The sequence below is a fragment of the Micromonospora sp. DT63 genome (genome assembly GCF_049841615.1).
Lineage (GTDB): Bacteria > Actinomycetota > Actinomycetes > Mycobacteriales > Micromonosporaceae > Micromonospora.
On the sequence record NZ_JBNCKQ010000014.1, the window covers coordinates 25,711 to 50,136 of the forward strand.

20 protein-coding genes and 1 pseudogene are annotated in these 24,426 nt (G+C 70.9%); 16 read left to right on the forward strand and 5 right to left on the reverse strand.

Features of this window, described 5'->3' with window-relative positions:
- Positions 1 to 62: 62 nt before the first annotated feature.
- The 4 genes from ACLQ27_RS31295 to ACLQ27_RS31310 all read left to right on the forward strand — a co-directional run bounded on the left by ACLQ27_RS31295 (position 63) and on the right by ACLQ27_RS31310 (position 3,814).
- The gene (locus tag ACLQ27_RS31295) at positions 63 to 890 is read left to right on the forward strand and encodes a PIG-L family deacetylase (RefSeq protein ID WP_357495291.1); all 828 of its coding nucleotides are present in this window, start codon (positions 63 to 65) and stop codon (positions 888 to 890) included.
- A gap of 42 nt (positions 891 to 932) precedes the next feature.
- On the forward strand, positions 933 to 1,577 hold the full coding sequence (locus ACLQ27_RS31300) for a response regulator transcription factor (RefSeq protein ID WP_357495293.1): 645 nt from the start codon (positions 933 to 935) through the stop codon (positions 1,575 to 1,577).
- A 72-nt stretch (positions 1,578 to 1,649) separates the two neighbouring features.
- On the forward strand, positions 1,650 to 2,822 hold the full coding sequence (locus tag ACLQ27_RS31305; protein WP_357495295.1) for a DUF418 domain-containing protein: 1,173 nt from the start codon (positions 1,650 to 1,652) through the stop codon (positions 2,820 to 2,822).
- Entirely contained in the window at positions 2,819 to 3,814 is a 996-nt protein-coding gene (locus tag ACLQ27_RS31310; RefSeq protein ID WP_425870123.1) for a sensor histidine kinase, read from the forward strand. Before ACLQ27_RS31305 ends, ACLQ27_RS31310 begins: the two co-directional genes overlap by 4 nt.
- Positions 3,815 to 3,826: 12 nt before the next feature.
- Here the strand turns inward: ACLQ27_RS31310 and map are convergent, their stop codons facing one another.
- Positions 3,827 to 4,645, reverse strand: a complete 819-nt coding sequence (map, locus tag ACLQ27_RS31315) for a type I methionyl aminopeptidase (protein ID WP_425870124.1) — start codon at positions 4,643 to 4,645, stop codon at positions 3,827 to 3,829.
- 103 nt (positions 4,646 to 4,748) lie between these two features.
- Between map and ACLQ27_RS31320 the strand changes: the two genes are divergently transcribed.
- From ACLQ27_RS31320 to ACLQ27_RS31350, 7 genes and pseudogenes are all read left to right on the forward strand, one after another.
- Positions 4,749 to 5,015 carry a helix-turn-helix domain-containing protein gene (locus ACLQ27_RS31320; protein WP_234582878.1) on the forward strand — a complete coding sequence of 89 codons (267 nt, stop codon included), beginning with the start codon at positions 4,749 to 4,751 and terminating at the stop codon, positions 5,013 to 5,015.
- 169 nt (positions 5,016 to 5,184) lie between these two features.
- Positions 5,185 to 5,516, forward strand: a pseudogene (locus tag ACLQ27_RS31325) (putative quinol monooxygenase).
- Positions 5,517 to 6,016: 500 nt separating this feature from the next.
- A complete protein-coding gene (locus tag ACLQ27_RS31330; RefSeq protein WP_425870126.1) occupies positions 6,017 to 6,913 on the forward strand; it encodes a hypothetical protein in 897 nt (298 codons plus the stop codon).
- A 19-nt stretch (positions 6,914 to 6,932) separates the two neighbouring features.
- Complete coding sequence (locus tag ACLQ27_RS31335; RefSeq protein ID WP_425870128.1) at positions 6,933 to 8,699, forward strand: hypothetical protein; 1,767 nt, start codon at positions 6,933 to 6,935, stop codon at positions 8,697 to 8,699.
- Positions 8,700 to 8,709: 10 nt separating this feature from the next.
- The gene (locus ACLQ27_RS31340; protein WP_357495306.1) at positions 8,710 to 9,069 is read left to right on the forward strand and encodes a hypothetical protein; all 360 of its coding nucleotides are present in this window, start codon (positions 8,710 to 8,712) and stop codon (positions 9,067 to 9,069) included.
- Between the two features lie 666 nt (positions 9,070 to 9,735).
- Entirely contained in the window at positions 9,736 to 11,229 is a 1,494-nt protein-coding gene (locus tag ACLQ27_RS31345) for an arabinofuranosidase catalytic domain-containing protein (protein WP_425870130.1), read from the forward strand.
- 368 nt (positions 11,230 to 11,597) lie between these two features.
- Positions 11,598 to 12,167, forward strand: a complete 570-nt coding sequence (locus ACLQ27_RS31350; protein WP_234582886.1) for a hypothetical protein — start codon at positions 11,598 to 11,600, stop codon at positions 12,165 to 12,167.
- A gap of 74 nt (positions 12,168 to 12,241) precedes the next feature.
- On the opposite strand, the gene ACLQ27_RS31355 is transcribed toward ACLQ27_RS31350, so the two are convergent.
- Positions 12,242 to 13,012 (reverse strand): phosphatase PAP2 family protein, encoded by a 771-nt coding sequence (locus tag ACLQ27_RS31355; RefSeq protein ID WP_425870132.1) that lies wholly within the window; start codon positions 13,010 to 13,012, stop codon positions 12,242 to 12,244.
- Between the two features lie 84 nt (positions 13,013 to 13,096).
- Entirely contained in the window at positions 13,097 to 14,737 is a 1,641-nt protein-coding gene (locus ACLQ27_RS31360; RefSeq protein ID WP_425870134.1) for an MDR family MFS transporter, read from the reverse strand.
- A 176-nt stretch (positions 14,738 to 14,913) separates the two neighbouring features.
- On the opposite strand from ACLQ27_RS31360, the gene ACLQ27_RS31365 reads away from it, so the two are divergent.
- Positions 14,914 to 15,531 carry a TetR/AcrR family transcriptional regulator gene (locus tag ACLQ27_RS31365; RefSeq protein ID WP_357495314.1) on the forward strand — a complete coding sequence of 206 codons (618 nt, stop codon included), beginning with the start codon at positions 14,914 to 14,916 and terminating at the stop codon, positions 15,529 to 15,531.
- 120 nt (positions 15,532 to 15,651) lie between these two features.
- Here the strand turns inward: ACLQ27_RS31365 and ACLQ27_RS31370 are convergent, their stop codons facing one another.
- Both ACLQ27_RS31370 and ACLQ27_RS31375 read right to left on the reverse strand, forming a co-directional pair.
- Positions 15,652 to 17,214 (reverse strand): arabinofuranosidase catalytic domain-containing protein, encoded by a 1,563-nt coding sequence (locus ACLQ27_RS31370; RefSeq protein ID WP_425870181.1) that lies wholly within the window; start codon positions 17,212 to 17,214, stop codon positions 15,652 to 15,654.
- 219 nt (positions 17,215 to 17,433) lie between these two features.
- Entirely contained in the window at positions 17,434 to 19,269 is a 1,836-nt protein-coding gene (locus tag ACLQ27_RS31375) for an RICIN domain-containing protein (protein ID WP_425870136.1), read from the reverse strand.
- Positions 19,270 to 19,569: 300 nt separating this feature from the next.
- Here ACLQ27_RS31375 and ACLQ27_RS31380 point away from each other — a divergent pair, with 300 nt between their 5' ends.
- From ACLQ27_RS31380 to ACLQ27_RS31395, 4 genes are read left to right on the forward strand one after another with little or no spacing between them, the layout of a single operon-like run.
- Positions 19,570 to 20,814: a sugar ABC transporter substrate-binding protein gene (locus ACLQ27_RS31380; protein ID WP_357495320.1), complete on the forward strand. Its 1,245-nt coding sequence runs from the start codon at positions 19,570 to 19,572 to the stop codon at positions 20,812 to 20,814.
- 18 nt (positions 20,815 to 20,832) lie between these two features.
- The gene (locus ACLQ27_RS31385; RefSeq protein ID WP_234582894.1) at positions 20,833 to 21,804 is read left to right on the forward strand and encodes a carbohydrate ABC transporter permease; all 972 of its coding nucleotides are present in this window, start codon (positions 20,833 to 20,835) and stop codon (positions 21,802 to 21,804) included.
- Positions 21,801 to 22,625: a carbohydrate ABC transporter permease gene (locus ACLQ27_RS31390; RefSeq protein WP_234582895.1), complete on the forward strand. Its 825-nt coding sequence runs from the start codon at positions 21,801 to 21,803 to the stop codon at positions 22,623 to 22,625. The genes ACLQ27_RS31385 and ACLQ27_RS31390 overlap by 4 nt, the downstream gene beginning before the upstream one ends.
- Positions 22,626 to 22,681: 56 nt before the next feature.
- Positions 22,682 to 24,394: an amylo-alpha-1,6-glucosidase gene (locus ACLQ27_RS31395; RefSeq protein ID WP_357495322.1), complete on the forward strand. Its 1,713-nt coding sequence runs from the start codon at positions 22,682 to 22,684 to the stop codon at positions 24,392 to 24,394.
- Positions 24,395 to 24,426: the final 32 nt, after the last annotated feature.

Sequence of the window (24,426 nt, forward strand, 5' to 3'; positions counted from 1 at the left end):
AGAATGCGTGCGCGAACACGACACGCTCCGTGTGGTCGCCACGCTGGTCGTAGGGTGGTGCCATGGCTGAGCGATCCCTGACCCTGATGGCGGTGCACGCGCACCCCGACGACGAGGCGACGAGCACCGGTGGCGTCCTCGCCCGGTACGCGGCCGAAGGTGTCACCACGGTCCTCGTGACCTGCACCGACGGGCGATGCGGCGACGGCCCCGGCGGGGTCAAACCCGGTGAGCCCGGCCACGACCCGGCCGCCGTCGTGGCGATGCGTCAGGCCGAACTGGAGGCCAGCGCGGCCACGTTGAAGGTCACGCACCTGGAGACGCTCGGCTACGCCGACTCCGGGATGATGGGCTGGACGACGAACGACCAGCCCGGCTCCTTCTGGACGACGCCGGTGGCCGAGGCCGCGGAGCGGCTCGCCGACCTGATCCGCCGCTACCAGCCGGACGTCATCGTGACCTACGACGAGAACGGCTTCTACGGCCACCCGGACCACATCCAGGCGCACCGCATCACCATGGCCGCCGTCGCGCAGACCGACGTCCCCGCGAAGGTCTACTGGACCACCGTGCCGCGGACGGCGTTCGCGGAGTTCGGCCGGATCATGAAGGATCTCGGCATCGAGTGGGACGACCCGGACCCGTCGTCGGGTCAGCCTGAGCTGGGGCTGCCCGACGACGAGATCACCACCTGGGTCGACACCCGGAGCTACGGCGCGCAGAAGTTCGAGGCCCTGGCCGCGCACGCCAGCCAGACCGAGAACATCTTCTTCCTCCAACTGGGCCAGGAGCGGTTCACCGAGCTGATGGGCACCGAGACCTTCGTCCGGGTACGGGACACCACCGACGCGCCGGTGCCCGAGGACGACCTCTTCGCCGGCCTGCGCTGACGCGTACCCACACCCGGCGGCGGGGCCCGCTACCGTTGCCGGGTGCGGGTGGTGGTGGCGGAAGACCTGATGTTGTTGCGGGACGGGCTGATCCGGCTGTTGGAGGCCCACGGCTTCGAGGTGGTCGCCGCCGTGGGCACCGGGCCGGATCTGCTGACCGAACTCGTCACGCGGCGCCCCGACGTGGCAGTCGTCGACGTGCGGCTGCCACCGTCGTACACCGATGAGGGTCTGCGGGCCGCGCTCGCGGCGCGGGCCGAGGTGCCGGGACTGCCGGTGCTGGTGCTCTCGGCCTACGTGGAGCGGCTGTACGCGCGGGAACTGCTCGCCGACGGCCACGGCGGGATCGGCTACCTGCTCAAGGACCGGGTGTCCGACCTCGACGAGTTCGTCGCCGCGGTCCGCCGGGTCGCCGCGGGCGGCACCGCGCTCGACCCCACAGTGGTGGCGAAGCTGCTCGACAGCCGGGCGCGGGTGCTGCCCCTGGACCGGTTGACCCCCCGCGAGCGGGAGGTGCTCGGCCAGATGGCGCAGGGCCGGTCCAACGCCGCCATCGGCGCCGCCCTGTTCATCACGGAGAAGGCCGTCGCCAAGCACACCAACAGCATCTTCGCCAAGCTCGGGTTGCAGTCGTCCGAGGACGACAACCGGCGCGTCCTGGCCGTCCTCGCCTACCTCGACGCATAGGGGTACTGGTACCACCACGGGAGGGGTTCCAGGCTCCTCGAAAGGCGTCGCGCCAGCGGCGAGCCTGAGACCATGACCGCAACCATTGGCACGACGGCCCTTCAACCGGGCCCCGTCCCCCGCTCCGACCGCGCCCTCGCCCCCGACCTCGCCCGCGGGGCCATGCTGCTGTTCATCGCGCTCGCGAACGCCGCGAACGCCGCGTTCGCCGGCCAGCCCGGCCTGGACGGCACGCCGCACGGCGCGCAACGCGTCGTCAACGCCGTGCTGGCGATGTTCGTCGACAGCCGCGCCTACCCGGTCTTCGCCGTCATGTTCGGGTACGGCCTCGTGCAGATCGCCCGACGACAGGGCGCGAACGGACGGCGGATCCTGCTGCGGCGCAACGCCGCCCTGATCGTCTTCGGCCTCTGTCACGCGACGCTGCTGTACTTCGGGGACTTCCTCGGCGCGTACGGCATCGTCGGTATCGTCGCCACCCTGTTGTTGCTGCGCCGCGGCGACCGGTTCCACCGCGTCGTGCTGTGGCTCTGGGGCATCCAGACCGCGTACGCAGTGGTCCTGGCGGTGACCGCGCTCGTCGGCGCGCGCGGCGGCGACGCCGTCCTGGCCAACACGCCGAACCCGTCGCTGGCCGCCTCGTCGTACGGGCAGTCCATCCTCGACCGTCTCGCCGAGTGGCCCGTCCACACCGCCACCGTGCTCCCGTTCATCGTCATCGTGTGGCTGGGCATCTGGGCGGCCCGGCACCGCATCCTGGAGAACCCCGCCGCGCACCGCGTGCTGCTGCGCCGCGTCGCCGTCGGCTGCCTCGGCATCTCCGTCGTCGGCGCGCTCCCGTACGCGCTCATCGCCGCTGGTGCCGTGCACGTCGACGCCGCTACGGTCGAGGCCATGGCACTCGTCCACGCCGTGAGCGGCGAGTACGGCGGGCCCGGCTACGTGGCGTTGTTCGGCCTGCTGGCGCTGCGACTCGACCGCGCCCGCCGCGGCCCTGCCCTGCTCGCCCCGGTGATCGCGCTCGGGCAACGGTCGCTGAGCGGATACCTGTTGCAGTCCGCGGTGTGGCTGGCGGTGTTCGCGCCGTGGGCGATGCACCTGGAGGGCACGTACGCCGCCGCCGGCGTGGCGGTCGTCACCTGGCTGGTCTCGCTGGCCGCCGCCTGGGCTCTGAGCGTCACCGGTCGCCGGGGGCCGGCGGAGACGCTGCTGCGACGGATCACCTACCGCACCACCCGCCGATGACCGCCACCATCCGCAGGACCGTGGCCGGGGCGCTCTGCGTCGCGGCCACGGTCGCCTGGCTGGTCACCGGCCGGGGCGTGTTCTGGCCCCGATGGGTGTACTTCGGGGTCGGCATGATCCTGCTCGGCCGGCTCCTGCTGCGGCGGGCACTGCAGGTGCCGCCGGGTCGGCGTCTCTGGCTCGCCCTCGACGCCGCCGCCTGCACCCTGATCGGGTGCGCCGACCTCAGCGTCTGGGTGCTCACCGGCGGCGGCTACTTCTGGCCGGCCTGGACACTGCTCGGCCTGGTGACGATCGTCGGGCTGCACGCCTGGGTGGTCAGTCGCCCTCCCGGCGCCCGCGAGCGGGAGCTCACCGAGCGGGTCGCCACCCTGACCCGTTCCCGCCGCAGCGCCGTGGACCAGCAGGCCGCCGAGCTGAAGCGGATCGAGCGCGACCTGCACGACGGGGCCCAGGCCCGTCTGGTGTCCCTGTCGCTGGCCCTCGGCCTGGCCGGGGACCTGCTGCGCCGCGACGTCGACGGCGCCGCGCAGCTGCTGGCAGAGGCCCGCGCCACGGCGACCGCCGCCCTCGACGACCTTCGCACCGTCACCCAGAGCATCCATCCGGCGGTGCTCGCCGACCGTGGCCTCGGTGACGCCGTCCGTGCCCTCGCGCTCGACCTCGCCGTGCCCGTCACCGTCACCGGCGACCCACCCGCGCAGCTCCCGCCGGCGGTGCAGACCGCGGCGTACTTCGCGGTCGCCGAAGCCCTTGCCAACGTGGCGAAACACAGCGCCGCCACCGCGGCGACGGTGACCTTCGACCGGGCCGGCGACATGCTACGGATCCACGTCGACGACGACGGTTCCGGTGGCGCGGACCCGGGCCGCGGCACCGGCCTGCGCGGCATCGTGGGTCGCCTCGACGCCATCGACGCCCGCCTGTCGGTGGACAGCCCGGTCGGCGGCCCGACCCGGGTCACCGTCACGATCCCGATCGAGCCGGGCTGACAGCGGTACGCCTCAGGACGTCGCGGTCGACTGCCCGCTGCGGCTGTCCGGCCGTACGCCCTGGCCCGGGCGGTCGGTCAGCACCCGGGGGCCGGCCTCGGTGACCGCGACGGTGTGCTCGGAGTGGGCCGAGCGCGAGCCGTCCGCGGAGCGGATCGTCCAGCCGTCCTGATCAAATTTGATCTTGCCGGTGCTGCGGCAGAACCACGGCTCGATCGCGAGCGTCAGGCCGGGTTTGAGCTTCATGCCCCGCCCGGGTCGCCCGTTGTTGGGCACGTGCGGGGCCTCGTGCATGGTGCGGCCGATGCCGTGCCCACCGAACTCGTCGTTGACCTGGTAGCCGTAGCGGTGGGCTACCTGGCCGATGGCGGCGGAGATGTCGCCGAGCTGGTTGCCCGGCCGCGCGGCGTCGACGCCGGCCGCCAGCGCGACCTCGGTGGCCTCGATCAGCTTCAAATCCTCCGGGTCGGGGGTGCCGACGACGAAGGACAGCGCGGAGTCGGCAGCCCAGCCGTCGATCCCGACCGCCATGTCGATGCTCAGCAGGTCACCGTCGCGCAGGACGTAGTCGTGCGGCAGACCGTGCAGCACGGCGTCGTTGACCGAGAGGCACAGGACGTTGCGGAACGGGCCGCGACCGAACGACGGCGTGTAGTCCCAGTAGCAGGAGTCGGCGCCCCGCTCCCTGATCCGGCGGCGCGCGTGGTGCTCCAGGTCCAGCAGGTTGACCCCTGTCGCGGCCACGGCGCGCAACTCGGCCAGCAGCTCGCCGACGAACTGGCCGGTCACCGCCATTCGATCGACTTCCGCTGCGGTTTTCAGCTCGATCACGATCAACCCTTCCCTCTCTGGTGCGGTATATTTATACCATGCTGGCCGGGGCTGCCGGCGGGTCGACATTGCCGGTCCGTGCGGGCGCATCTATCCTGCTCACATGGTCCGCCCACCCCTCACCCCGGAACAGATCGCCGCGGGGCAACGCCTCGGAGCGGCTCTCCGGGTCGCACGGGGCAGCCGCAGCCTCGTCGAGGTGGCCCTGGCGGCCGGCATCTCACCGGAGACGCTGCGCAAGATCGAGGTGGGCCGGCTCCCGGCGCCCGCGTTCGGCACAGTGGTCTGCCTCAGCGAGGTCCTCGGCGTCGCACTCAGCGACCTGGCCGAGGTGTGGCTGGCCGACCTGCGCGTCCGCGAGGCGTCCTGAGCGCTCGGTCGACGACCACTGGGCAGCCGCCCGTGGTTCGACCGGTCTGCGTCCAGTCCGATATCCGCGATCGCCTGACGACCAACCGATCCATCCTGCTCACCTGGTTCCCCCCGCACCCTGTGCCAGATCGGTGCGGAGCAGCGCTTCGAGTCGTAGCCTTCAGGCCATGATCTTCATTACCGCCAAGTTCCGGGTGCGGCCCGAGCATGCCGACCAGTGGCCGCAGATCGCCGCCGCGTTCACCGACGCGACCCGCGCCGAGCCGGGCTGCCTGTGGTTCGACTGGTCCCGCAGCCTGGACGACCCGACCGAGTAGTCCTGGTCGAGGCCTTCCGCGACGACGAGGCAGGCGCGGCGCACGTCCAGTCGGCCCACTTCCGGGCCGCGCAGGAGACGCTGCCGCCGCACCTGGCCGAGACGCCGCGCATCGTCAACGCCACGGTCCCGCAGCAGGACTGGTCGCTGCTCGGCGAGATGGCCGTACCCGAGGCCCATTGACCGCCTGCCGACGCCGGCCGGGGCCACTCCCGCCGGATCCGCTCGGCTCTCCTCGCCCGACCCGGGCCGGTTGCTCCACTGGGGACTGTCGGATATCCGCGATCGCCAACGCCGGCCCGGGCGGAGGATGTCGCACATCGATCTCGTCACTAAGGTCCACCGTGACAAGCGCCTGCCGGGGAAGGCGGTGATCGATGCGTTGCGTCACCTGTGGGGCCGACACCGATGCGGCGCTCCCCACCTGCCAACGGTGCGGTTCGGCCCTGCCCGGCGCCGCCGCGCCGCCGCCGGAGCCTCCGCCTCACGCGTACTCCGTCGCGACCGAACCTCCCAACGCGACACCCGTCGCGGACGAACCTCCCAACGCGACACCCGTTGAGGCCGAGTCCTCCAACGCGACACCGGTCGAGGCCTCGTCGTGGGGAGCGTCGCCAGTCGTCGGCGGTGCCTCGGGCGCGCTGTCGGGGGCTGCCGTGTCGCCCCCGCTGTGGGATCTGCTCGTGTGCGCGGTACTGTTCGCCGGCTGGGTGCTGGTGCTCCTGCTCATCGCGCTCGCCAGGGGCGCCGAGGACCCGTCCGAGGTGCCGGGTCGACTGGCCCTGTGGCACTACGTGCTCGCCGCCCTCGCCGTCGCCATCTACCTGTTGACGGCCGTCCGGGGCGTACCCGAGTCACCTGGGCACCTGTGGGCGCGCGCGGCCCGTGGTGACGGGCGTGACGGTGACCTGCGGCGAGGGCTCCAGCTTCTGGTGCCCACGCTCGTGGTGACAGTCGCGGTGGCGCTCGTCGCGGGCCTGACAGTGCCGCTGCCCGACGCCGTCTCCGAGGCGACGTCCACCTCGGTGACCCCGACCGCCGAGGACGAGGTGCCCACCGGGACGCCGCCGACGCCCGACCCGGTCCCGACGACGTTCGGCCCGGAGACACCGACACCGACGGTGAGCGACGATCCGGACGCCCGACGGCGTACGCAGGCGGAGGCGGTGGACGCGCTGCTGTCGGAGTCGATCGCCTCGCGCGGCGACCTGGCCACCGCCATCGCGGCAGTGGGTGAGTGCCGCGACCTGAACCGCTCGCTCGGCCTGTTGGACGGCGTGACACGCCAACGCCGCGCCCAGCGCGACCAGGCCGGGGCACTGACCGTCGACGCGCTCACCGACGGCCCGGCGATGCGCTCCCACCTCGTCTCCGCCTTCACGTACGCCGGGGACGCGGACGCGGCCTACGCCGCCTGGACGCGGCGCTCCATCAACTCCGGCTGCTCGCTCGACGCCAATTGGCGACGGGGCAACCAGCTCTCCGAGCAGTCCCAGAAGGCCAAGAACGAGTTTCTGCGCCGGTGGAACCCGATCGCCGTCTCCTGCGGGCTGCCCACCCGCACCAGCAAGGAAATCTAGGGAGCCCGGAGATGACGACGTGACGGTGACCGAGGCGGCACAGACCGACCACTTCGATTTCCCGTCGTACCAGATGCCACCGCGGCTGTCCGACACCACGCGGCACCTGTGCGGCGCGGCCTACCTCGACCAGGACTACGCCGAGACGGTGATCAGAGAGGTGATCGAGGACGAGCGGCGTGCCGTCGCGCCCTCGTTCGGCTTCGATCTCAACGCGGTCGTCCGACACTGCTTCCGGGCACAGCGCCGCTACCTGGTCCGCGACAGCCTCCTGTTCGGGCTGCTCGTCATCGGTGTGCTGACCTCGATCACCGCCACGGTGGGCTGGGTGGTGCTCGGGCTCATCGTGCTGCTGGCCCGGTCCCGGGAGTTGCGCGAGCTGTCCCTGCCGGTCCGCTTCCTGTTGTTCGGCACGCTGATCACCATCGTGCTGTGCACCGGCGGCCTGTCGCTCGTGCTGCCCCTGCTGAGTGTGTCCACCGGCCTTCAGATCTTCATCGGCTCCCTGCTGGGCACCGGCTCCGACCTCAGTGTCGACTCACTGGTCGAGACGCTCCAGCTCAGGGCGGCAGCCGGCGTCTTCGGCTTCCTGGCCTGGCTGCCCCTCCTGCTCGGTGTCGCCACGCTCGTCGTCCTCGTCCGGTTCGAGCGCACCACCCACCGGATCCTGACCGGCGAGCTGGGCCCCGGCAGGCCACCGGTCCTGCCGACCCTGCCCAACGAACGGGTGGCCCGCCGACTCGACCTGGTGGCCCGCGCCCAGTACGGCAACATCACCGTCCAGGAGCGGGATCCCTTTCTGGGCTGCGGTGCGGCCGAGCACGGCTGGTCGTACGCCATCCCGGTGCGGCCCGCCCCCGGCCGGGCCGCCGGCCACGACGGCGGCCCGGAGGCCCCACCGATCGACCAGGCGGAGCTGGGGCCCGCGCTGACCGCGCACGTCCGGGCGGCGGTCCGGCGGATGCGGGAGGATCCACTCCCCCGCGCCGTCCGGGTGCCGGGGCTCTCCCTGGTGCCGCACATCGTCGCCGACGGGGTACGCCGGCAGGGTGACCCGCTGCTCGACCCGGCGACCGGGATGCCGCGCAGCCGCGCCTCGGAAGAGGTGATCGACGTGATCGTCCGGCATCCACAGGGTGGCCTGCGCTACTACGACCGGATCGTCGTCAGCGGCGCCGGCAAGCCCCTGCACACCGCGGACGGACGACTCGTGCTGCCCGAGCAGAGCCTCGGCATCGACATCTCCGCGTTCGTGCACGTCGCCGTCGAGGGTGGGTTGCTCTACGTCGAGTTCGTCACCACGGTGATGCCACCCATCAAGGGCCGGTACGCGCTTGTCGATCGGCTGCAACCCGAGCAGTCGATGGTCCGGATCGTGCGTGACGTGCTGGCCAACATGGTGACCGACTCGGTGCTCAGCGGCTGGCGCCTCGTCAAGCGGCTGCGGCACGATCGAGGCATGAAGACCCGGATGGACGACGCGTTCGCCGCGAGCGAGCAGTTCCGGACGCACGACTACGGTGCCCGGGTCAGTGTGCGTCAGCTCGTCGCCGAGCGGAACGCGGTCAAGCACCTGCAACTGCTCGACGAGTGGAAGTACACCAAGCTCCTGGAGCGGGCCGTGTTGGAGGCGGTCGTGTCGTTCCTGAGCGAGCGTGGCCTGGACACCGGCAATCTGGTGCAGCGCGCGTCCGAGGTCCAGAACATCTTCGGCAACGTCAACACCATCTTCGGCGGGCAGCAGGCGTTCGACAGCTCCAATGTGACATTCGAACAGCACAACTAGGAGGCCCTCGATGGCGGACCCGGATCAGCCAGCCCGGTCGATCGTGTTCCACAACACGATCCATGGTGGTATGCAGGCGATCGGCAGCGACCATTTCACGATGGTCCAGCACAACGGGCCCAACGACCTCGCCGAGCGGTTCGACGCGCTGCTGCGCACCCTGAAGGAGCATGTCAGCGACTTCAAGGACCCGGATCGCGCCGGCCACGAGGTGGCCGCGATCGAGGTCGCCCGCGAGCAACGGCAGCGGGATCCGAAGCCGGTGCTGACGTCGTTGGAGACACTTGCCGCGCTGGCCACGGTCGGCGGCACGCTGGCCGAGGCGGTCCGGGCCGCCATCGACATCGTCTCTCAGCACTGGCCGCTCTGACCGGTGGAGACTTTCCCGGGCCGTGAGCGGGCCCGGTGGCGGGTGCGACGCGCACTCCCGGGAGGGTCCGCAGGTCCTCGGCGAACCCCTGGGTGAGTCACGCTGCTGTTAGCGCCAACACCGTCGGTCCGACCGTGCGCGCGGCGGAATGTGGACCCCGCCGACCAGGAGCAGCCGGGCAAGATACGAACGGTCGTCTATGGACATGCCATCCTGTTAACGCTAACGTAGCCGACGACCGTCGATATCTGAGCGTAATCCGACCGTCACGAAGGGCCTGTTATCGCAGGTCCCGGCTGTGCGGTCGACATCGTTCGCGGCGTGGGCGGGTGGAGCGTGGCCGGCACGGGACGGCCCGAGATCACCACCGGGCGACTCGCGCCGAGGGCCGGACGATTCCAGGCCACGGCCACTTCATCGATCACCGCCGCGTCCCCGGGCAGGGCCGCGGGCGGTGGCCGGCAACCGTATCGCCACGTACCGAACCGCCTGTCCCGCCGACCGCGCCGTCGTGACGGCTCTCCCGGCGCAGCACGGCCCCGGTGTCGTCGTACGCGGCCGCAGACCGGGCCACGCCCGCCGTCCCCCTGCTCAGAGTCCGGGCCCGAGCAGGGGGAACGGGCCGGCCCCCGCACATCGTCAATCTCTCACCGATGAGGAGAGCACGTGCGACTCAGACAACCCCAACACCGGCGGCCTGCGCTCATCGCCGCCGCCGCCACACTCGTGCTCGTCGGCGCCGCCCTCACCCAGACCGGCGCCTCGGCGGCCGCCGCCGGATGCCAGGTCACCTACTCGGTCAGCTCCCAGTGGCAGGGTGGCTTCGGCGCCAACGTCACCATCACCAACCTGGGCGACGCCGTCAACGGATGGCGACTGACCTGGACCTTCGCCGCCGGCCAGGCCGTCACCCAACTGTGGAACGGCAGCTACACGCAGGCGGGCAGCGAGGTCACCGTCACCAATGCCCCCTACAACGCCAGCATTCCCACCAACGGCAGCACGAGCTTCGGCTTCAACGGCAGTTGGACCGGCAGCAACCCCGAGCCGGCGTCCTTCGCCCTGAACGGCACCACCTGCACGGGAGGGGTGAGCCCGACGACCCCGCCGCCCACCACGCCACCACCCACGACGCCGCCGCCCACGACGCCACCGCCCACGACCCCGCCGCCCACCACCCCACCGCCGACCACTCCGCCGCCGAGCACGACGCTGCCCTGTGACATCTACACGGCCGGTGGCACACCCTGCGTCGCGGCGCACAGCACCACCCGCGCCCTGTACGCCTCCTACAACGGCTCGCTCTACCAGGTACGCCGATCCTCGGACAACAGCACCCGCAACATCGGCGTGCTGTCAGCCGGTGGGCGGGCCAACGCCGCCAGCCAGGACAGCTTCTGCGCGAACACCACCTGCGTCATCACGATCATCTACGACCAGTCCGGACGCGGCAACAATCTCGGTTACCAGGGTGCCGGCGGCGTCGGTGGCGCCGTCCAGCCGGCGGTCGCGAACAAGGAGTCGGTGACGGTCGGCGGCGACAAGGTCTACTCGCTCTACATCCCCGGCAGGAGCAGCTACTGGCGCGACGGTCACCTGACCGGGGTGCCGACCGGCGCCGCCCCCGAGGGCATGTACATGGTCACCAGTGGCACCCACGTCAACAGCGGCTGCTGCTTCGACTACGGCAACAGCGAGACCACCCGCCGGGCCGACGGCGCGGGCGCGATGGACGCGATCTACTTCGGCACCAGTTGCTGGTTCGGTGGCTGCTCCGGCTCCGGCCCCTGGGTGCAGGCCGACCTGGAGTACGGCCTCTACCCCGGCGGCAGCAGCTCCTGGAACAGCAACCAGCGGGCCTTCACCAGCAAGTTCGTCACCGCCACCCTGAAGAACAACGGCACCTCACGCTTTGCCATCAAGGGCAGCAACGCCCAGTCCGGCGGCCTCTACACCCTCTATGACGGGTCGCTGCCACGCGGGTACAGCCCGATGAGGAAGCAGGGCGCGATCATCCTCGGCAGCGGTGGGGACTGCTGCATCGACAACACCAACCAGAGCGTCGGCACCTTCTACGAGGGGGCGATGGTCGCCGGCTACCCGTCCGACGCGAGCGAGAACGCGGTGCAGGCGAACATCACCGCCGCCGGCTACCGCTGAGATCCCGCGGCCGCCACCCTCGCCTCGGCGGGCGCGGCGGCCGCGGCCAGGCGCGCTACGCCGCGTGGCCCGACTCGGGGAAGCTCCCGAATCGGGCCACGCGTGGGTTCAGGCCGCGCGTCGCGCACGCGCCCATCCGTCACGACCGACCGGATCGGGTACGCCCGGGGCCGGCTCGCGCGGGCTCTGCGCCGTACCGCCGTTGTCGCGGGCGAGGGTGTCGCGCAGCGTGCGGCCCTGCGAGATGTTGAGGACGTTGTCGGTGGTGCCGTGCGGGGCGCAACGGTCGACCGATCGGTCCCCGGGCGGTGCTCCGGCCGGGGTGAGCCCGCGCGGCGACGCCGAGCGACGGCAGGCATCATGTCGGCGTGAACTCAACCCTGGCCGCCCTGCTCGGCTCCGCCATCACCGCCTTCGCATCGCTGTCCGTGGTGTGGGTGCACAGCCGGATCAAGCGGCGGCAGCGGGAGCGCGCCGAGCTTCAGCGGGCGTACGTCCTGGTTCTGTCCGGCGCCCTACGCCTCGCCCACAAGGCCGAGGCGTTGCGGCAGACCAGGTACTGGCGATCGGGCCTTCCGGAGGCGGGTAACGAGCTGCTCGGAGGGCACAAGCCGCTGGGGCCGATGGGGCTGCACGACTGGCTGGCCCGGGACATGGTCACTGTGGAGGCCGCCTGGTCGGAGATCTGGACCCGCGCGGACCAGGACGGTATCGCGCTGGCCAACGGGCTCATGACCGCGTTCAACGCGGTGCTGGCCGCCGCGCTGCGGGCCAGCGGAACGGAGCCGTTCGAGGCGTCCGACGAGATGACGATCGCCAGCCGCCGCCTCGGCGAGGCACGTCGGCAGCTCGCCCTGCACGCCCGCCGGGTCGCCAAACTGGGCCCGCGTGACGTCGACCTGTTCACCGAGCGCGAGTACGGCGTACCGGTGGGCTGAGATCTCGTTTCCGTTGTCATCGGGCCGGCCGGGCGCTGCCGGGGCCGGGCGCCGGCGATGATCGTCAACGTCAGCTACAGATGTGGTTCCAGGTTGGGCAGAGACTCGGATCGCTCGACGGGCGCGGGCAGCACCAGGTGGACGACCCAGAGCATCAGTGCCGCCACCACACCGTCGAGCCAGTAGTGGTTGCCGGTGGCCACGACGACAAGCAGAGTGACGAGCGGGTGGGCCAGCCACAGCCACCGCAGGCGTCCGCGGGTCACCGCGACGAGGGCCACGGCCACGGCCAGCGCCCACCCGACGTGCAGGGACGGCATGGCCGCGTACTGGTTGCTGAGGGTGTCGGTGTCGGGTGGACCGTAGACGGTGGGCCCGAACCGGCGGCCGGTGTCCACCAGGCCCGTGAGCGCGGTCAGCCGGGGCGGCGCGAGCGGGACCAGGAGGTGCAGGGCCAGAGCCGCCGCGGTGAGACAGGCGAGCACGCGACGCGTCCACAGGTAGTGCGCCGGGTGTCGGAGGTACAGCCAGATGAGGGTGATCACCGTGGCGGGGAAGTGCACGTACGCGTAGTAGCCGTTGGCCAGGTGTGCCACCAGGTCGTTCGCGAGCAGCGGATGCTGGACGGCAGCCTCGTCGGGCAGGTGGAACAGCCGCTCGAGGTGCCAGATCGACTCGCCGTTGGCCAGCGCGGTCGACACCCGACCGGCCACCGCCATCCGCGCCAGCTTGTAGAGCAGGAACAGCGTGGCGACCAGCAGCAGCTCGCGCGCCGCGCGGCGTGCCGGAGCGGCCCGCCGGCCGGGTGCCACCGGCTGCGGCACCACCAGTTCGGCGATATCCACAGGCGCCTCGATTCAGTCACTGTCGCCGGGTGAAATGGGGCCGCCACCGTCTGGAGACGGTGGCGGCCCGCTGCGGGTCGGACGTCAGCGCCGGTCGGGCGCCCCCTTCGGCGCGGGGTCGACGGAGACCTGGTCGAACGCGGGCGCCCCGTCGACCGCGTCGGCGCCGAGCGCCGTCGTCGTGGCGGCGTCCGGCAGGTCGAGGCTGGTCCGCAGGGTCACCGGCCGGAGCAGGAGCGCGGCGATGACGCCGACCACCCCGATGGCTGCCGAGATGAGGAAGATGTGCCCGGTGGCGTCGCCGTACGCGGCCCGCACGATGTGCTGGATCCCGTCGGGCAACGCGGTGATGTTGAGGTTGCTGTCGCCGCCGGCGCCGGAGGCGGGGATCCCGGCGGCGGTCAGGTCACGCGTGATCTGGTCGGTGACCCGGTGGGCCAGGACGGCGCCGAGCACCGAGACACCGATGGTGCCGCCGAGCGACCGGAAGAACGCGACGCTGGAGCTGGCCGCGCCGATGTCCTTGAGGGCCACCGTGTTCTGGACGGCGAGGACGAGGTTCTGCATGGTCATGCCGACGCCGGTGCCGACGATGAACATGGCGACGCCGACCAGGACGAGCGACGTCTCGTGGTCGATGGTGCCGAGCAGCGCGAACCCGGCGACCAGGATGATCGAACCGGCGACGATGTACGGCTTGATCCGTCCGGTCTTGGTGATCAGCCGACCGGCGACGATCGAGGAGCCGAGGACACCGGCCATCATCGGGATGGTGAGCAGACCGGCCTCGGTGGGGCTGTAGCCGCGGCCGATCTGGAAGTACTGGCCGAGGAAGACCGCGCCGCCGAACATGGCCATGCCGACCGCGAGGCTGCCGAGGATGGCCAGCGCGGTGGTGTGCTGGCGCACGATGCCGAGCGGGACCACCGGCTCGGCCGCCCGCGACTCCACCCAGACCGCGAGGGCCAGCAGGAGGACTGCGCCGCCCACCATGACCCCGGTCTGCCAGGAGACCCACGCGAACGAGCCGTCGACGAAGGAGATCCAGATCAGCAGCACGCTCACGCCGGCGGCGATCAGGGTGGCGCCCAGGTAGTCGATCTTGACATTCTCCCGCCGCAGCGTCGGCAGGTGCAGGGTCGCCTGGAGCAGGATCAGCGCGATGACGGCGACCGGCACGCCCACGAAGAAGCACCAGCGCCAGCCCAGCCAGGACGTGTCGACGATGAGGCCGCCGAGCAGCGGGCCGCCGACGGTCGCGACAGCCATGACGCCGCCCAGATAGCCGTTGTAGCGGCCCCGCTCACGCGGCGGGATCATGGCGGCGATCGCCACCTGGACGAGGGCCTGCAGGCCGCCGACCCCGATGCCCTGGAACGCGCGGGCCGCGATGAGCTGTCCCGCGCTCTGCGAGAAGCCGGCGATGACCGAGCCCAGCAGGAAGACCACGATGGCGACCTGGATGAGGAGCTTCTTGTTGAACAGGTCAGCCAGCTTGCCCCAGATCGGGGTCGTGGCGGTCGCGGTGAGCAGGGTCGCGGTGACCACCCAGGTGTACTGGTTCTGGGAGCCGTTCAACGACCCGATGATCTTGGGAAGCGCGGTCGAGACGACCGTGCTGCTCAACATCGCGACGAAGAGCACCAGCAGCAGACCGCTGAGCGCCTCGAGCGTCTGCCGATGGGTCATCGGCTCGGTGCCGGCCGTGGTGGTGGGTGCGCTCATCGCGCGGCCTCCAGCTTGTCGTGGGTGACGAGGGCGACGCCGAACAGGGCTGCGCGGGCTCACGAACCCGACATTTGCGCACCTGACTTGGTTGCCTCACGCAAGCATCTACCGATCTTGCCTAGTCGGCAAGTTTGCACATTGAGAAGCCGGTCACTCGACGTACGCTGAGCGCGATGGACGAGATCACCGGCCTACGGGAGCGCAAGAAGGCGGCCACCCGCCTCGCCCTGCACGAGTCAGCCCTGCGCCTCGCGGCCGAGCAGGGCCCCGACTGCGTGACCATCGAGGCGATCGCCGACGCCGCGAACGTCTCCCGACGGACGTTCTCGAACTACTTCTCCAGCAAGGAGGAGGCGCTCTTTCACGGCGACACGGTACGCCTGCGGCGGCTGTTGCAGCTGGTGTGCGAGCGGCCGAACACCGAGCCGCCGTGGACCGCGCTGAGCCGGGCGGCCGAGAACGTCACCAGGGAATCATCAGATGATCGCGACGGCGGCTGGCTGACCCGACGCCGGCAGCTGCGCGGGCACCCCGGCCTGGCGGCATACCAGGTGGCGGCGTACACGGCGGTCGAGCGCGAGCTGGCGGCGGAGCTCGCACACCGGCTCAGCGGCACGGCGGTGGAGCTGCGCTCCCGTCTGCTGACCGCGACGTTCCTGGCCGCCCTGCGCGTCGCCATCCAGCACTGGATCGACCATCCCGGCCACGATCTGCTGGAGATCGTTCGAACCGCGCTCGCCGAGGTCGCTCCCCCGACCGCCGCCGCACCGGCGGACGACTCGACGACCTGACGCCACGCGCACCGACCGCCGCCCTGCGCGCCCCGCGGCGCAACGACGGCGGGCCCCGTCGCGCCGGCCGCCACCGCTTGCGGCGGTGGTGGCCGGCGGACGAGGCCCGCCGTCGACGGGTCAGCGGTACCCGGCGGTCACCACGTTGGCCTGCACCGCGTTCTCGGTCGCGTCGGACGGATAACCCGCCACCATCGCGCCCTCGTAGAAGGTGCCGGCGCTCAGGTTCGCGCCCCCGTCCGGCTTGCAGCAGTCACCGCCACTGCCCAGGATGATCGCGCCCTGCTTCTTCATGGGGCTGTATCCCGACGGGAGCGAGCCGTCCCACAGCGTGTAGAGGCTGCCGGACTGGGCGTCGCTGCCCTTCATGGCGAAGCGGGACGTGCCGTTGTTCTTGAGCGTCGCCGTGACGAACTTGCTGGTGAACGCCCGCTGGTTCGGGTTCCACGAGCTGCTGCCACCGGGGAACAGGCCCCACTCCAGGTCGGCCTGCACCCAGGGACCGCTGCCGGAGCAACCGCCGAACCAGCACTGCTTGCCGAAGTTGATGGCGTCCATCGCGCCGGCGGCGTCGGCCTTGCGCGTCGTCTCGCTGTTGCCGTAGTCGAAGCAGCAGCCGCTGTTGACGTGGGTCCCGCTGGTCACCATGTACATGCCCTCGGGCGCCGAGCCGGTCGGCACGCCGGTCAGGTGCCCGTCGCGCCAGTAGCTGTTGCCGGGGTTGATGTAGAGCGAGTACGCCTTGGCGCCGCCGACGGTCAGGGACTCCGTGGTCGCGGTCGCCGGCTTGCTCTGCGGCGAGCCCGGAACCACGCTGGAGCCCTGGTACCAGAGGTCGTTTCCGCGCCCGGACTGGTCGAAGACGACGGTGATCACGCAGGTCGTGCCGGAGCAGAACGAATCCTGCGTCGCCGCGTTGGCGGTGCCGCCCGTGCCGGTCAGGCCGATGTTGCGGGTGGTGTTGTCCGACGAGCGCCGGACCTGGTAGAGGTTGCCGGCGTACGTCGCGTAGAGAGCTCGCGTCGTGCTGTGGGCCGCCACGCACGGCGTGCCGCCGGAGGCGTAGATGTCGCACGGGCGCGCGCCGCTCGGCGGCGGGGTGGTGGTCGGCGGGGTGGTGGTGGGCGGGGTGCTCGGCGAGGTCCACTGTTGGTTGGCGCCGCCGTTGCAGGCCCAGAGGATCAGTTTGGTGCCGTTCGCGGTGGCCGCGCCGTTGGCGTCCAGGCACAGCCCGGACTGCACACCGGTGATGGTGCCGTTGCTGTTGACGTTCCACTGCTGGTTGGTCTGGCCGTTGCAGTCCCAGATGATCGCCTGCGTGCCGTTGGTGGTGCCGCGGCCGGAGGCGTCCAGGCACTTGTTGCCGTACACCGTGAGCTGCTTGCTCGACGTCCAGGTCCAGGTCTGCCCCGCCGCGCCGTTGCAGTCCCACAGTTGGGTCTGGGTGCCGTTGGTGGTGCCGGAGTTGGGGACCTCGACGCATCGACCGGACGGGACGCCGACGATGGTGGTGCTCTGCCCGGGTGCGATGGCGGCGGCCAGCGGCGCGGCGGCGGCCTCGGCGGAGGAGGATCCGGCACCGGCCGCCGCACCGACGGTGACGAGGACGAGGACGCCGGCCAGTGCGCTGGCCAGGACGGCCAGGCGCGGGAGGCGACGTCTCGGAATGGGATCGTGGGCCATGCCGGGCCCGGCGGGGGACGGGGTTCGCACGAGGTGGCTCCTCGGAGTCGTGACAGCGTGGAAGTGCCGACGCCGCAGGTGGTGGTGGCGGGGGCAGCCGAATCGATTCGCGGCAATCGTAGGATCAATTTTCGATGAGTGTCAATGTAAGCCCGCTCGGCGGGAGTCCGGCGGTGGCCGTCCGTGCCGACGGCCACCGCCGGACCTCTTCCGCGACGCCTACCGCCCCCAGAGCCGCCAGGTCTGGTTCAGCGGACTGCCCTGGCCGACCGGGTTGCAGGTCCACTGCAGGACCGTCGCGCGGGCCGCCGTGGAGACCCCGTTGACGTCGACACACTTGCCGCTGTGCCGGGCGACGAGCTGGTAGTCGTGCGAGTCGTTACCGGAGTAGGTCACCTTCCGGAGGGTGAACTGCTGGTTGAGCCCGTTCTGGCAGGTCCACTGGTGCACGGCGGCGCCGTTGGCGGTGGAGACGCCGCTGACGTCCAGGCACTTGCCGCTCTGCTGGTTGACCACCGTGTACGTGTCGGCCACGCCGGCGACCGGCCGGAAGTTCCAGAGCTGCTGGTCACCGCCCTCGCAGTAGAACTGCTGCTGGACGTTGCCGTCGGCGGTGCTCAGGCCGGTGTTGTCCAGGCACTGCTGGGAGTGCTGGGCCACCGCCACCGACTGGAAGCCCGCTTCCGAGGGCGGCAGCAGGGTCACCGTGTACGTGTCGTTCTGGTTGCCGTACGGCAGGGTCACCGTGGCGTTGTTGTTGGACACGGTGACGACGCTGTTCGAGACCGTGACCGGCCCCTGCACCGCGCCACCGTTGTTGTACGGGATGCGCTGCGTGAGCACCCGCACCTGGTTGTTCTGCACCACGCCACTCGTCGTGTCGAGGCGTTGCAGGTTGACGGCCAGGTTCCCGGTCGTACGACCGCCACCGACCAGCACCTTCGCCACGCCGCTCGCCTTCGTGGCGTACGCGTCGTAGGACTGACTGCCGGTCACCGAGACGATCTGGCCGGCCTGGGAGGCGTAGTAGCGGTAGACCCACCACTCGCCCTTGGGCTGGTGCTGGCCGGCCGAGTTGCGGATCAGCAGGTTGCCGAGGTCGTTGTGCAGGTTGCCGGCGCTGGCCCAGTTGGCCCGCAGACCGTCCGCGCCGGCCCGCTCCAGGCGCGCGATGTACCAGGCACCGTCGGCCGGGTTTTGCTCGTTGGACGCCCCGTACTCGTTGATCTGGTACGGGCGGGGATGCGGGATGCCGCGCGGGTCGAGGGTGGCGTTGGCGGCGGCGACGTTGGCGACCGGGTCGCCGGGCAGCGAGTGCCAGCTGATGATGTCCGGCACCGTGTTGGTCGAGCGCACGAAGTCCAGGTACTGGTTCCAGAACGCGTGGTTGGTCGACGGCACGCAGGCGCAGCTCGGCCCGACGATGAGCTGGTTGGGGAACTCCGTCCGGAGGCGCTGGTACGTGCGCCGCCAGAGTTCGAGGTACTGGGTGATCGGCCGGTTCCAGAAGATGGTGATGTTGGGTTCGTTCCAGATGTCCCACTGCACCGACAGGCCGGACGCCCGGACGTCGTTGATGACCCGGGTCAGGAAGTTGTCGTAGTCGGTCCAGTTGCCGTTGTCGCCCGGGAAGCGGGAGATGCCGGCGCCGTCGGCGCCCCACAGGTCGTGCGGCAACAGGATGAACTGCCCGCCGAGGGCGACGGTCCGACGGGCCTGGGCGACTGTGGCGTTCCAGCGGCGGTCGTAGTTTCCGCCGACCCAGCCACTGCCGGGCAACTGCGCACCACCGGCGCGCATGTAGCGGAAGTTGACGTCGCGGTAGAAGTGGTCCGGCGGCCCACTGGCGTTCTCGGTCATGCCGTAGATCCAGCCGGACGCGCGGTAGGTGGGCGTGCCGGTCGTCGTGGAGAAGTTGACGCTTATCGACTCGTCGGCGGCCTGGGCCGGGGACGCGGCGACGGTGACGGCGGTGGTTGCGGCGAGCAGGCCGACGACGAGTCGGGCGACGAGCGCGTGGGCTCGCCCCGACCTGCTGCGGGACGGGGTTTTCACGGGCGGCTCCTTGGTGGGGCGCGGGGGACGCTCTCCGGAGGGCTGCGCTTGCGAATCGATTCGCACGGATCGTAGGTCGGGGACTCACCTGTGTCAATGAAGCGACGATCGCGTGAAGCCGGTGTTTCCCAGCAGCGCCTCCCTGGACGCTCGCCAACCCTTGACCACCGTGCATGGGCGGTCCTATCTTCGTGCGAACCGTTTCGTCGAATCGGTTCGCCTCATGGTCGGACGTGGTCCGGCCCGCGACGGTCAACCCACGACACCCCACCTGACGATCGACTTGAAGTGAGGCAGCACATGACACGACTCAACCGACGGCGGCGCCTGGCCGCCGTTGCCGTGCTAGCGCTCGCCGCGGTGACGGCCAGCGCCTGCTCGTCGTCGTCCGGCGACTCCGACGACGGCGGTGGCGGCGCGTACCTCGTCTGGGACCCGTATCCGCAGTTCGCCGACGACTCCGACTGGGTCGCCCTGCTCAAGAAGTGCGGCACCTCGGCGGGCGTGACAGTCGAGCGGACCGGCTACGACACCACCGACCTCACCAACAAGGCGCTGCTCGCCGCCCAGCAGAGCAACTCGCCGGACGTGCTGATCGTCGACAACCCGGTCATCTCGACACTGGCCGAGGCCGGCGCGCTCACCACCACCGAAGAGAACAAGCTGGACGTGTCGAGCATGGCGGCGAACCTGCTCGGCGCCGGCCAGAGCGCGGGCAAGACGTACGGGGTGCCCATCGGGGCCAACACCCTCGCGCTCTACTACAACAAGGACCTGCTCACCGCCGCCGGCGTCGACCCGGCCTCGGTCAAGGACTGGACGTCACTGACCGCGGCGCTGACGAAGGTCAAGGCCAAGGGCAAGAAGGGCATCACCTTCTCCGCGATCGGCACCGAGGAGGGCAGCTTCCAGTTCCTGCCCTGGTTCTGGGGATCGGGCGCCCAGCTGACCAGCCTGGACTCGCCGCAGGCGGTGTCCGCGCTGAGCCTCTGGACGGACTGGCTGGGGCAGGGCTACGCCCCGAACTCGGTCATCAACAACACCCAGACCACGAGTTGGCAGGAGTTCGCCACCGGCGACTTCGCGTTCGCGGAGAACGGCACCTGGCAGCTGGCCAACGCCGAGAAGCTCGGCTTCTCGTACGGCACCATCGCGATCCCGGCCAGCGCGGGCGGGCCGGCCCCGGCGCCGACCGGCGGCGAGTTCGTCTCCATCCCGGTTCAGAAGAAGACCGGCCGGTACGCGACGTCGCAGAAGCTCGTCACCTGCCTGACCAGCGCCGACAATCTCCTCACCACCGACACCACGCTCTCCTACGTGGCGCCCGTCGCCGCCGTGCAGGACCGGCAGGCTACCGAGAACCCCAAGCTCAAGGTCTGGGTGGAGGCCGTCCGGGCGGCCAAGGGTCGCACCGGTGACAACCTCGGCACGAAGTACCCGAAGATCTCCGAACCCCTGTGGACAGCCGTGCAGGCAGCCCTGAGCGGCGGCAAGTCGCCGCAGGAGGCGCTGACCGCCGCGCAGGCCTCGGCCACGAGCAAGTAAGCGCGTCGAACCGACACGATGACCCCCACGACGCGTATCTCCACCACCACGCGAGGCCACGGTGGGGCGGCTGAGGCCGCCCCACCCGGGCCCCCCGCGCCTCGCACCCGCCGGCCCGGACGATGGCTGGCGTGGGGCTTCCTGGCGCCGACGGTCGTCTACCTGCTGGCCTTCTACGCCTACCCGCTCTACCGCAACGTCGAGCTGAGCCTGCGCGAGTACACCGTCCGCTCGTTCGTGCAGGGCGGCGCACCCTTCGCCGGCCTGGACAACTACCGCACCGTCCTGGCCGACCCGGCGTTCTGGCCGACGTTGGCACACACGCTGATCTTCACCGGCGCGTCGCTCGTCTTCCAGTTCAGCATCGGCATGGCCCTGGCCCTCTTCTTCCGCCAGCACTTCCCGCTGTCGGGCACCCTGCGGGCGCTGATCCTCGTACCGTGGCTGCTGCCGCTGATCGTGTCGGCCTCGACCTGGTCGTGGTTGCTCAACAGCGACTCGGGGTTGGTCAACGCCGCACTGGGCGTCGTCGGGATCGACCCGGTCAACTGGCTCACCTCGCCGACCTGGTCGCTCACCTCGGTGATCATCGCGAACATCTGGATCGGCATCCCGTTCAACCTGGTGGTGCTCTACAGCGGGCTCCAAGCGATCCCGGTCGAGGTCTACGAGGCGTCCGCGCTCGACGGCGCGACCGGCTGGCAACGGTTCTGGTCGATCACGTTCCCGCTGTTGCGCCCGGTCTCCGCGATCACGCTGCTGCTGGGGCTGATCTACACGCTGAAGGTCTTCGACATCATCTGGATCATGACCAGGGGCGGCCCGACCGGTTCCTCCGCCACGCTCGCCACCTGGTCGTACCGTCTCGGCTTCGGCAACCTGCTGCCCGAGTTCGGTCCGGGCGCGGCCGTCGGCAACCTGCTCATCGTGATGGCCCTGGTCGCCGGGCTCGTCTACATCAGGTCCCAACGGAGGCAGCACCTACGATGACCACGTCACCGCGTCGCGTCTGGTGGAAGACCGCAGTCGGTCTGGTGCTGACCGGGCTGATGCTCTTCCCCGTGTACTGGATGATCAACGTGTCGTTCACCCGGGACCAGGACATGCGCGCCAGTCCCCCGCACCTGTTCCCGACCAACGGCACGCTGGACGGCTACCGGGCCGTCCTCGACCAGCAACTGCCGTACCTCGGCACCAGCTTTCTCGTCGGGCTCGGCACTGTGGCACTGACCGTGGCGCTCGCCGCCCCCGCCGGATACGCGCTGGCGAAGCTGCGGCCACCCGGCGGCCCGGCGCTGAGCTTCCTGCTGCTGATCGCCCAGATGATCCCGGGAATCATCATGGCGATGGGCTTCTACGCCATCTACCTCACCCTCGGCGTCCTCAACACGCTGCCGGGCCTGATCCTGGCCGACACGACACTCGCGGTGCCGTTCGCCGTACTGATCTTCACGGCCTTCATGTCCGGCATCCCCGACGAACTGCTCCAGGCCGCCGTGGTCGACGGCGCGGGACGGCTGCGCACCTTCTGGTCGATAGTGCTGCCGGTCAGCCGCAACTCGATCGTCACGGTGTCGCTCTTCGCGTTCCTGTGGTCCTGGTCGGACTTCATCTTCGCCTCGACCCTGGCCGGCGGCGGCGACCACCAGCCGATCACCCTCGGCATCTACCACTACATCGGCAACAACAACCAGCAGTGGAACGCCATCATGGCCACCGCCGTCGTCGCCTCGATCCCCGCCGCCGTGCTGCTGATCCTGGCGCAGCGGTACGTCTCGATGGGCGTGACCGCCGGCGCCGTCAAGGACTGACCATCCGCGGCGGTCGAGGACTGACCACCCGCACCACAGAAAGGCACCCGCCACCCATGACCGTCGCCCCGTCCGGTCCGGAGTTCGGAATCCAGGACATCCCGTTCAGCTACCGCGGATCCTGGTTCAACATCTCCCCGGTGGTAGCCGAGAAGACGTACGCCGACGACCTGCACCTGGTGTCGCACCAGACCGGGCTGCACCCGGTGCTGCGCCTCTCCCCCACGGCCGCGGGCTCCACTGTCGTGGCCACGCCCGCGCTGCTGACCTGGCGTGCCGGTTCCGGTCACATCGAGGCCGTCTACGACACACCCGACACCCTGCGGATCCGGGGCCGGCACCTCGGGCTGCGGATCGCCGCGGCCGCCGGCACCCTCACCCCGTTCAGCGGCACCTACCTCTACCTCGACCCGGTCGACGGCGCACACGTCTTCACCTCGTACGAGACCGGGCGACGCTACCGCGTCACGGTGCTCTCCGGCGCGCTGCGCCGCGCCGACGGCGTCGAGGCGCTCGGCACCGCCGACCGCTGCCTGGACCTCCCCGGCGACGAGCCCTGGGAGATCGCCATCGAGGAGTACGCCACCGCCCGCCGGCCGTACGCCACCACCGTCCCCTTCGACCAGGTGTGCCGCGACCGCAGCGCCGAGTTCGCCGCGTTCGTCGACGCCATCGCGCCGTGGCGCGGCGCGGACACGCCCGCCGCCGAACTGGCCGCGTACGTGCTGTGGTCCGCCACCGTCGCCCCGGCGGGCTTCGTGACCCGACCCGCCGTCCTGATGTCCAAGCACTGGATGGACAAGGTGTGGAGCTGGGACCACTGCTTCAACGCGATCGCGCTCGCGGCCGGTGAGCCGGAGCTCGCCTGGCACCAGTTCCACCTGCCCTTCGACCACCAGGACGGCGCGGGCGCCCTGCCCGACTCGGTCACCCACTCGGAGGTCCTGCACAACTACGTCAAGCCGCCCATCCACGGCTGGGCGCTGCGCCACCTGCGCCGACGCCTCCCTGAGCCACCGGACCGGGCGGCGCTCGCGCAGACGTACGACCGGTTGGCCCGCTGGACCGGGTTCTGGCTCGACGCGCGCCGCGCGCCCGGCCACGACCTGCCGCATTACCAGCACGGCAACGACAGCGGCTGGGACAACGCCACCACGTTCGACGACGGCCGGGTCGTGCAGACCGCCGACCTGGCCGCGTTCCTGGTCTCCCAGCTGCGGTGCCTGGCCGACCTCGCCACCGAGCTGGGCGAACCCGCCGACCGGTGGTCCCGGGAGGCCGACCGGATCCGCGCGGCAATGATCGGGCAGCTGTGGGACGGTGAGCGCTTCACCGCCCGCAGCCCGCACACCGGGCAGCGGCGGACCAGCCGCAGCCTGCTCGATCTGATGCCCGTCGCTCTCGGCGCCGACCTGCCCGCCCCGATCGCCGACGCGCTGGCCCGGGGCGTCGAAACCCACCTCACCACGCACGGGCTGGCCACCGAACCGACGGACTCGGCCCACTACCTGGCCGACGGCTACTGGCGGGGCCCGATCTGGGCGCCCTCCACGGTGCTGGTCGAGGACGGTCTGCGGCGGGCCGGGCACACCGGGATCGCCGACGACATCAGCCAGCGCTTCCTCGCGCTGTGCGAGAAGTCCGGTTTCGCGGAGAACTTCGACGCCGAGACCGGCGCCGGACTGCGGGATCGCGCGTACACCTGGACGGCCAGCAGCTACCTCATCCTCGCGGCCGCCCAGGAGGAACGCCGGGCCGCACGACGGTAGTCGGACGGCGCGGGCCCCGATCGGCGGGGCCC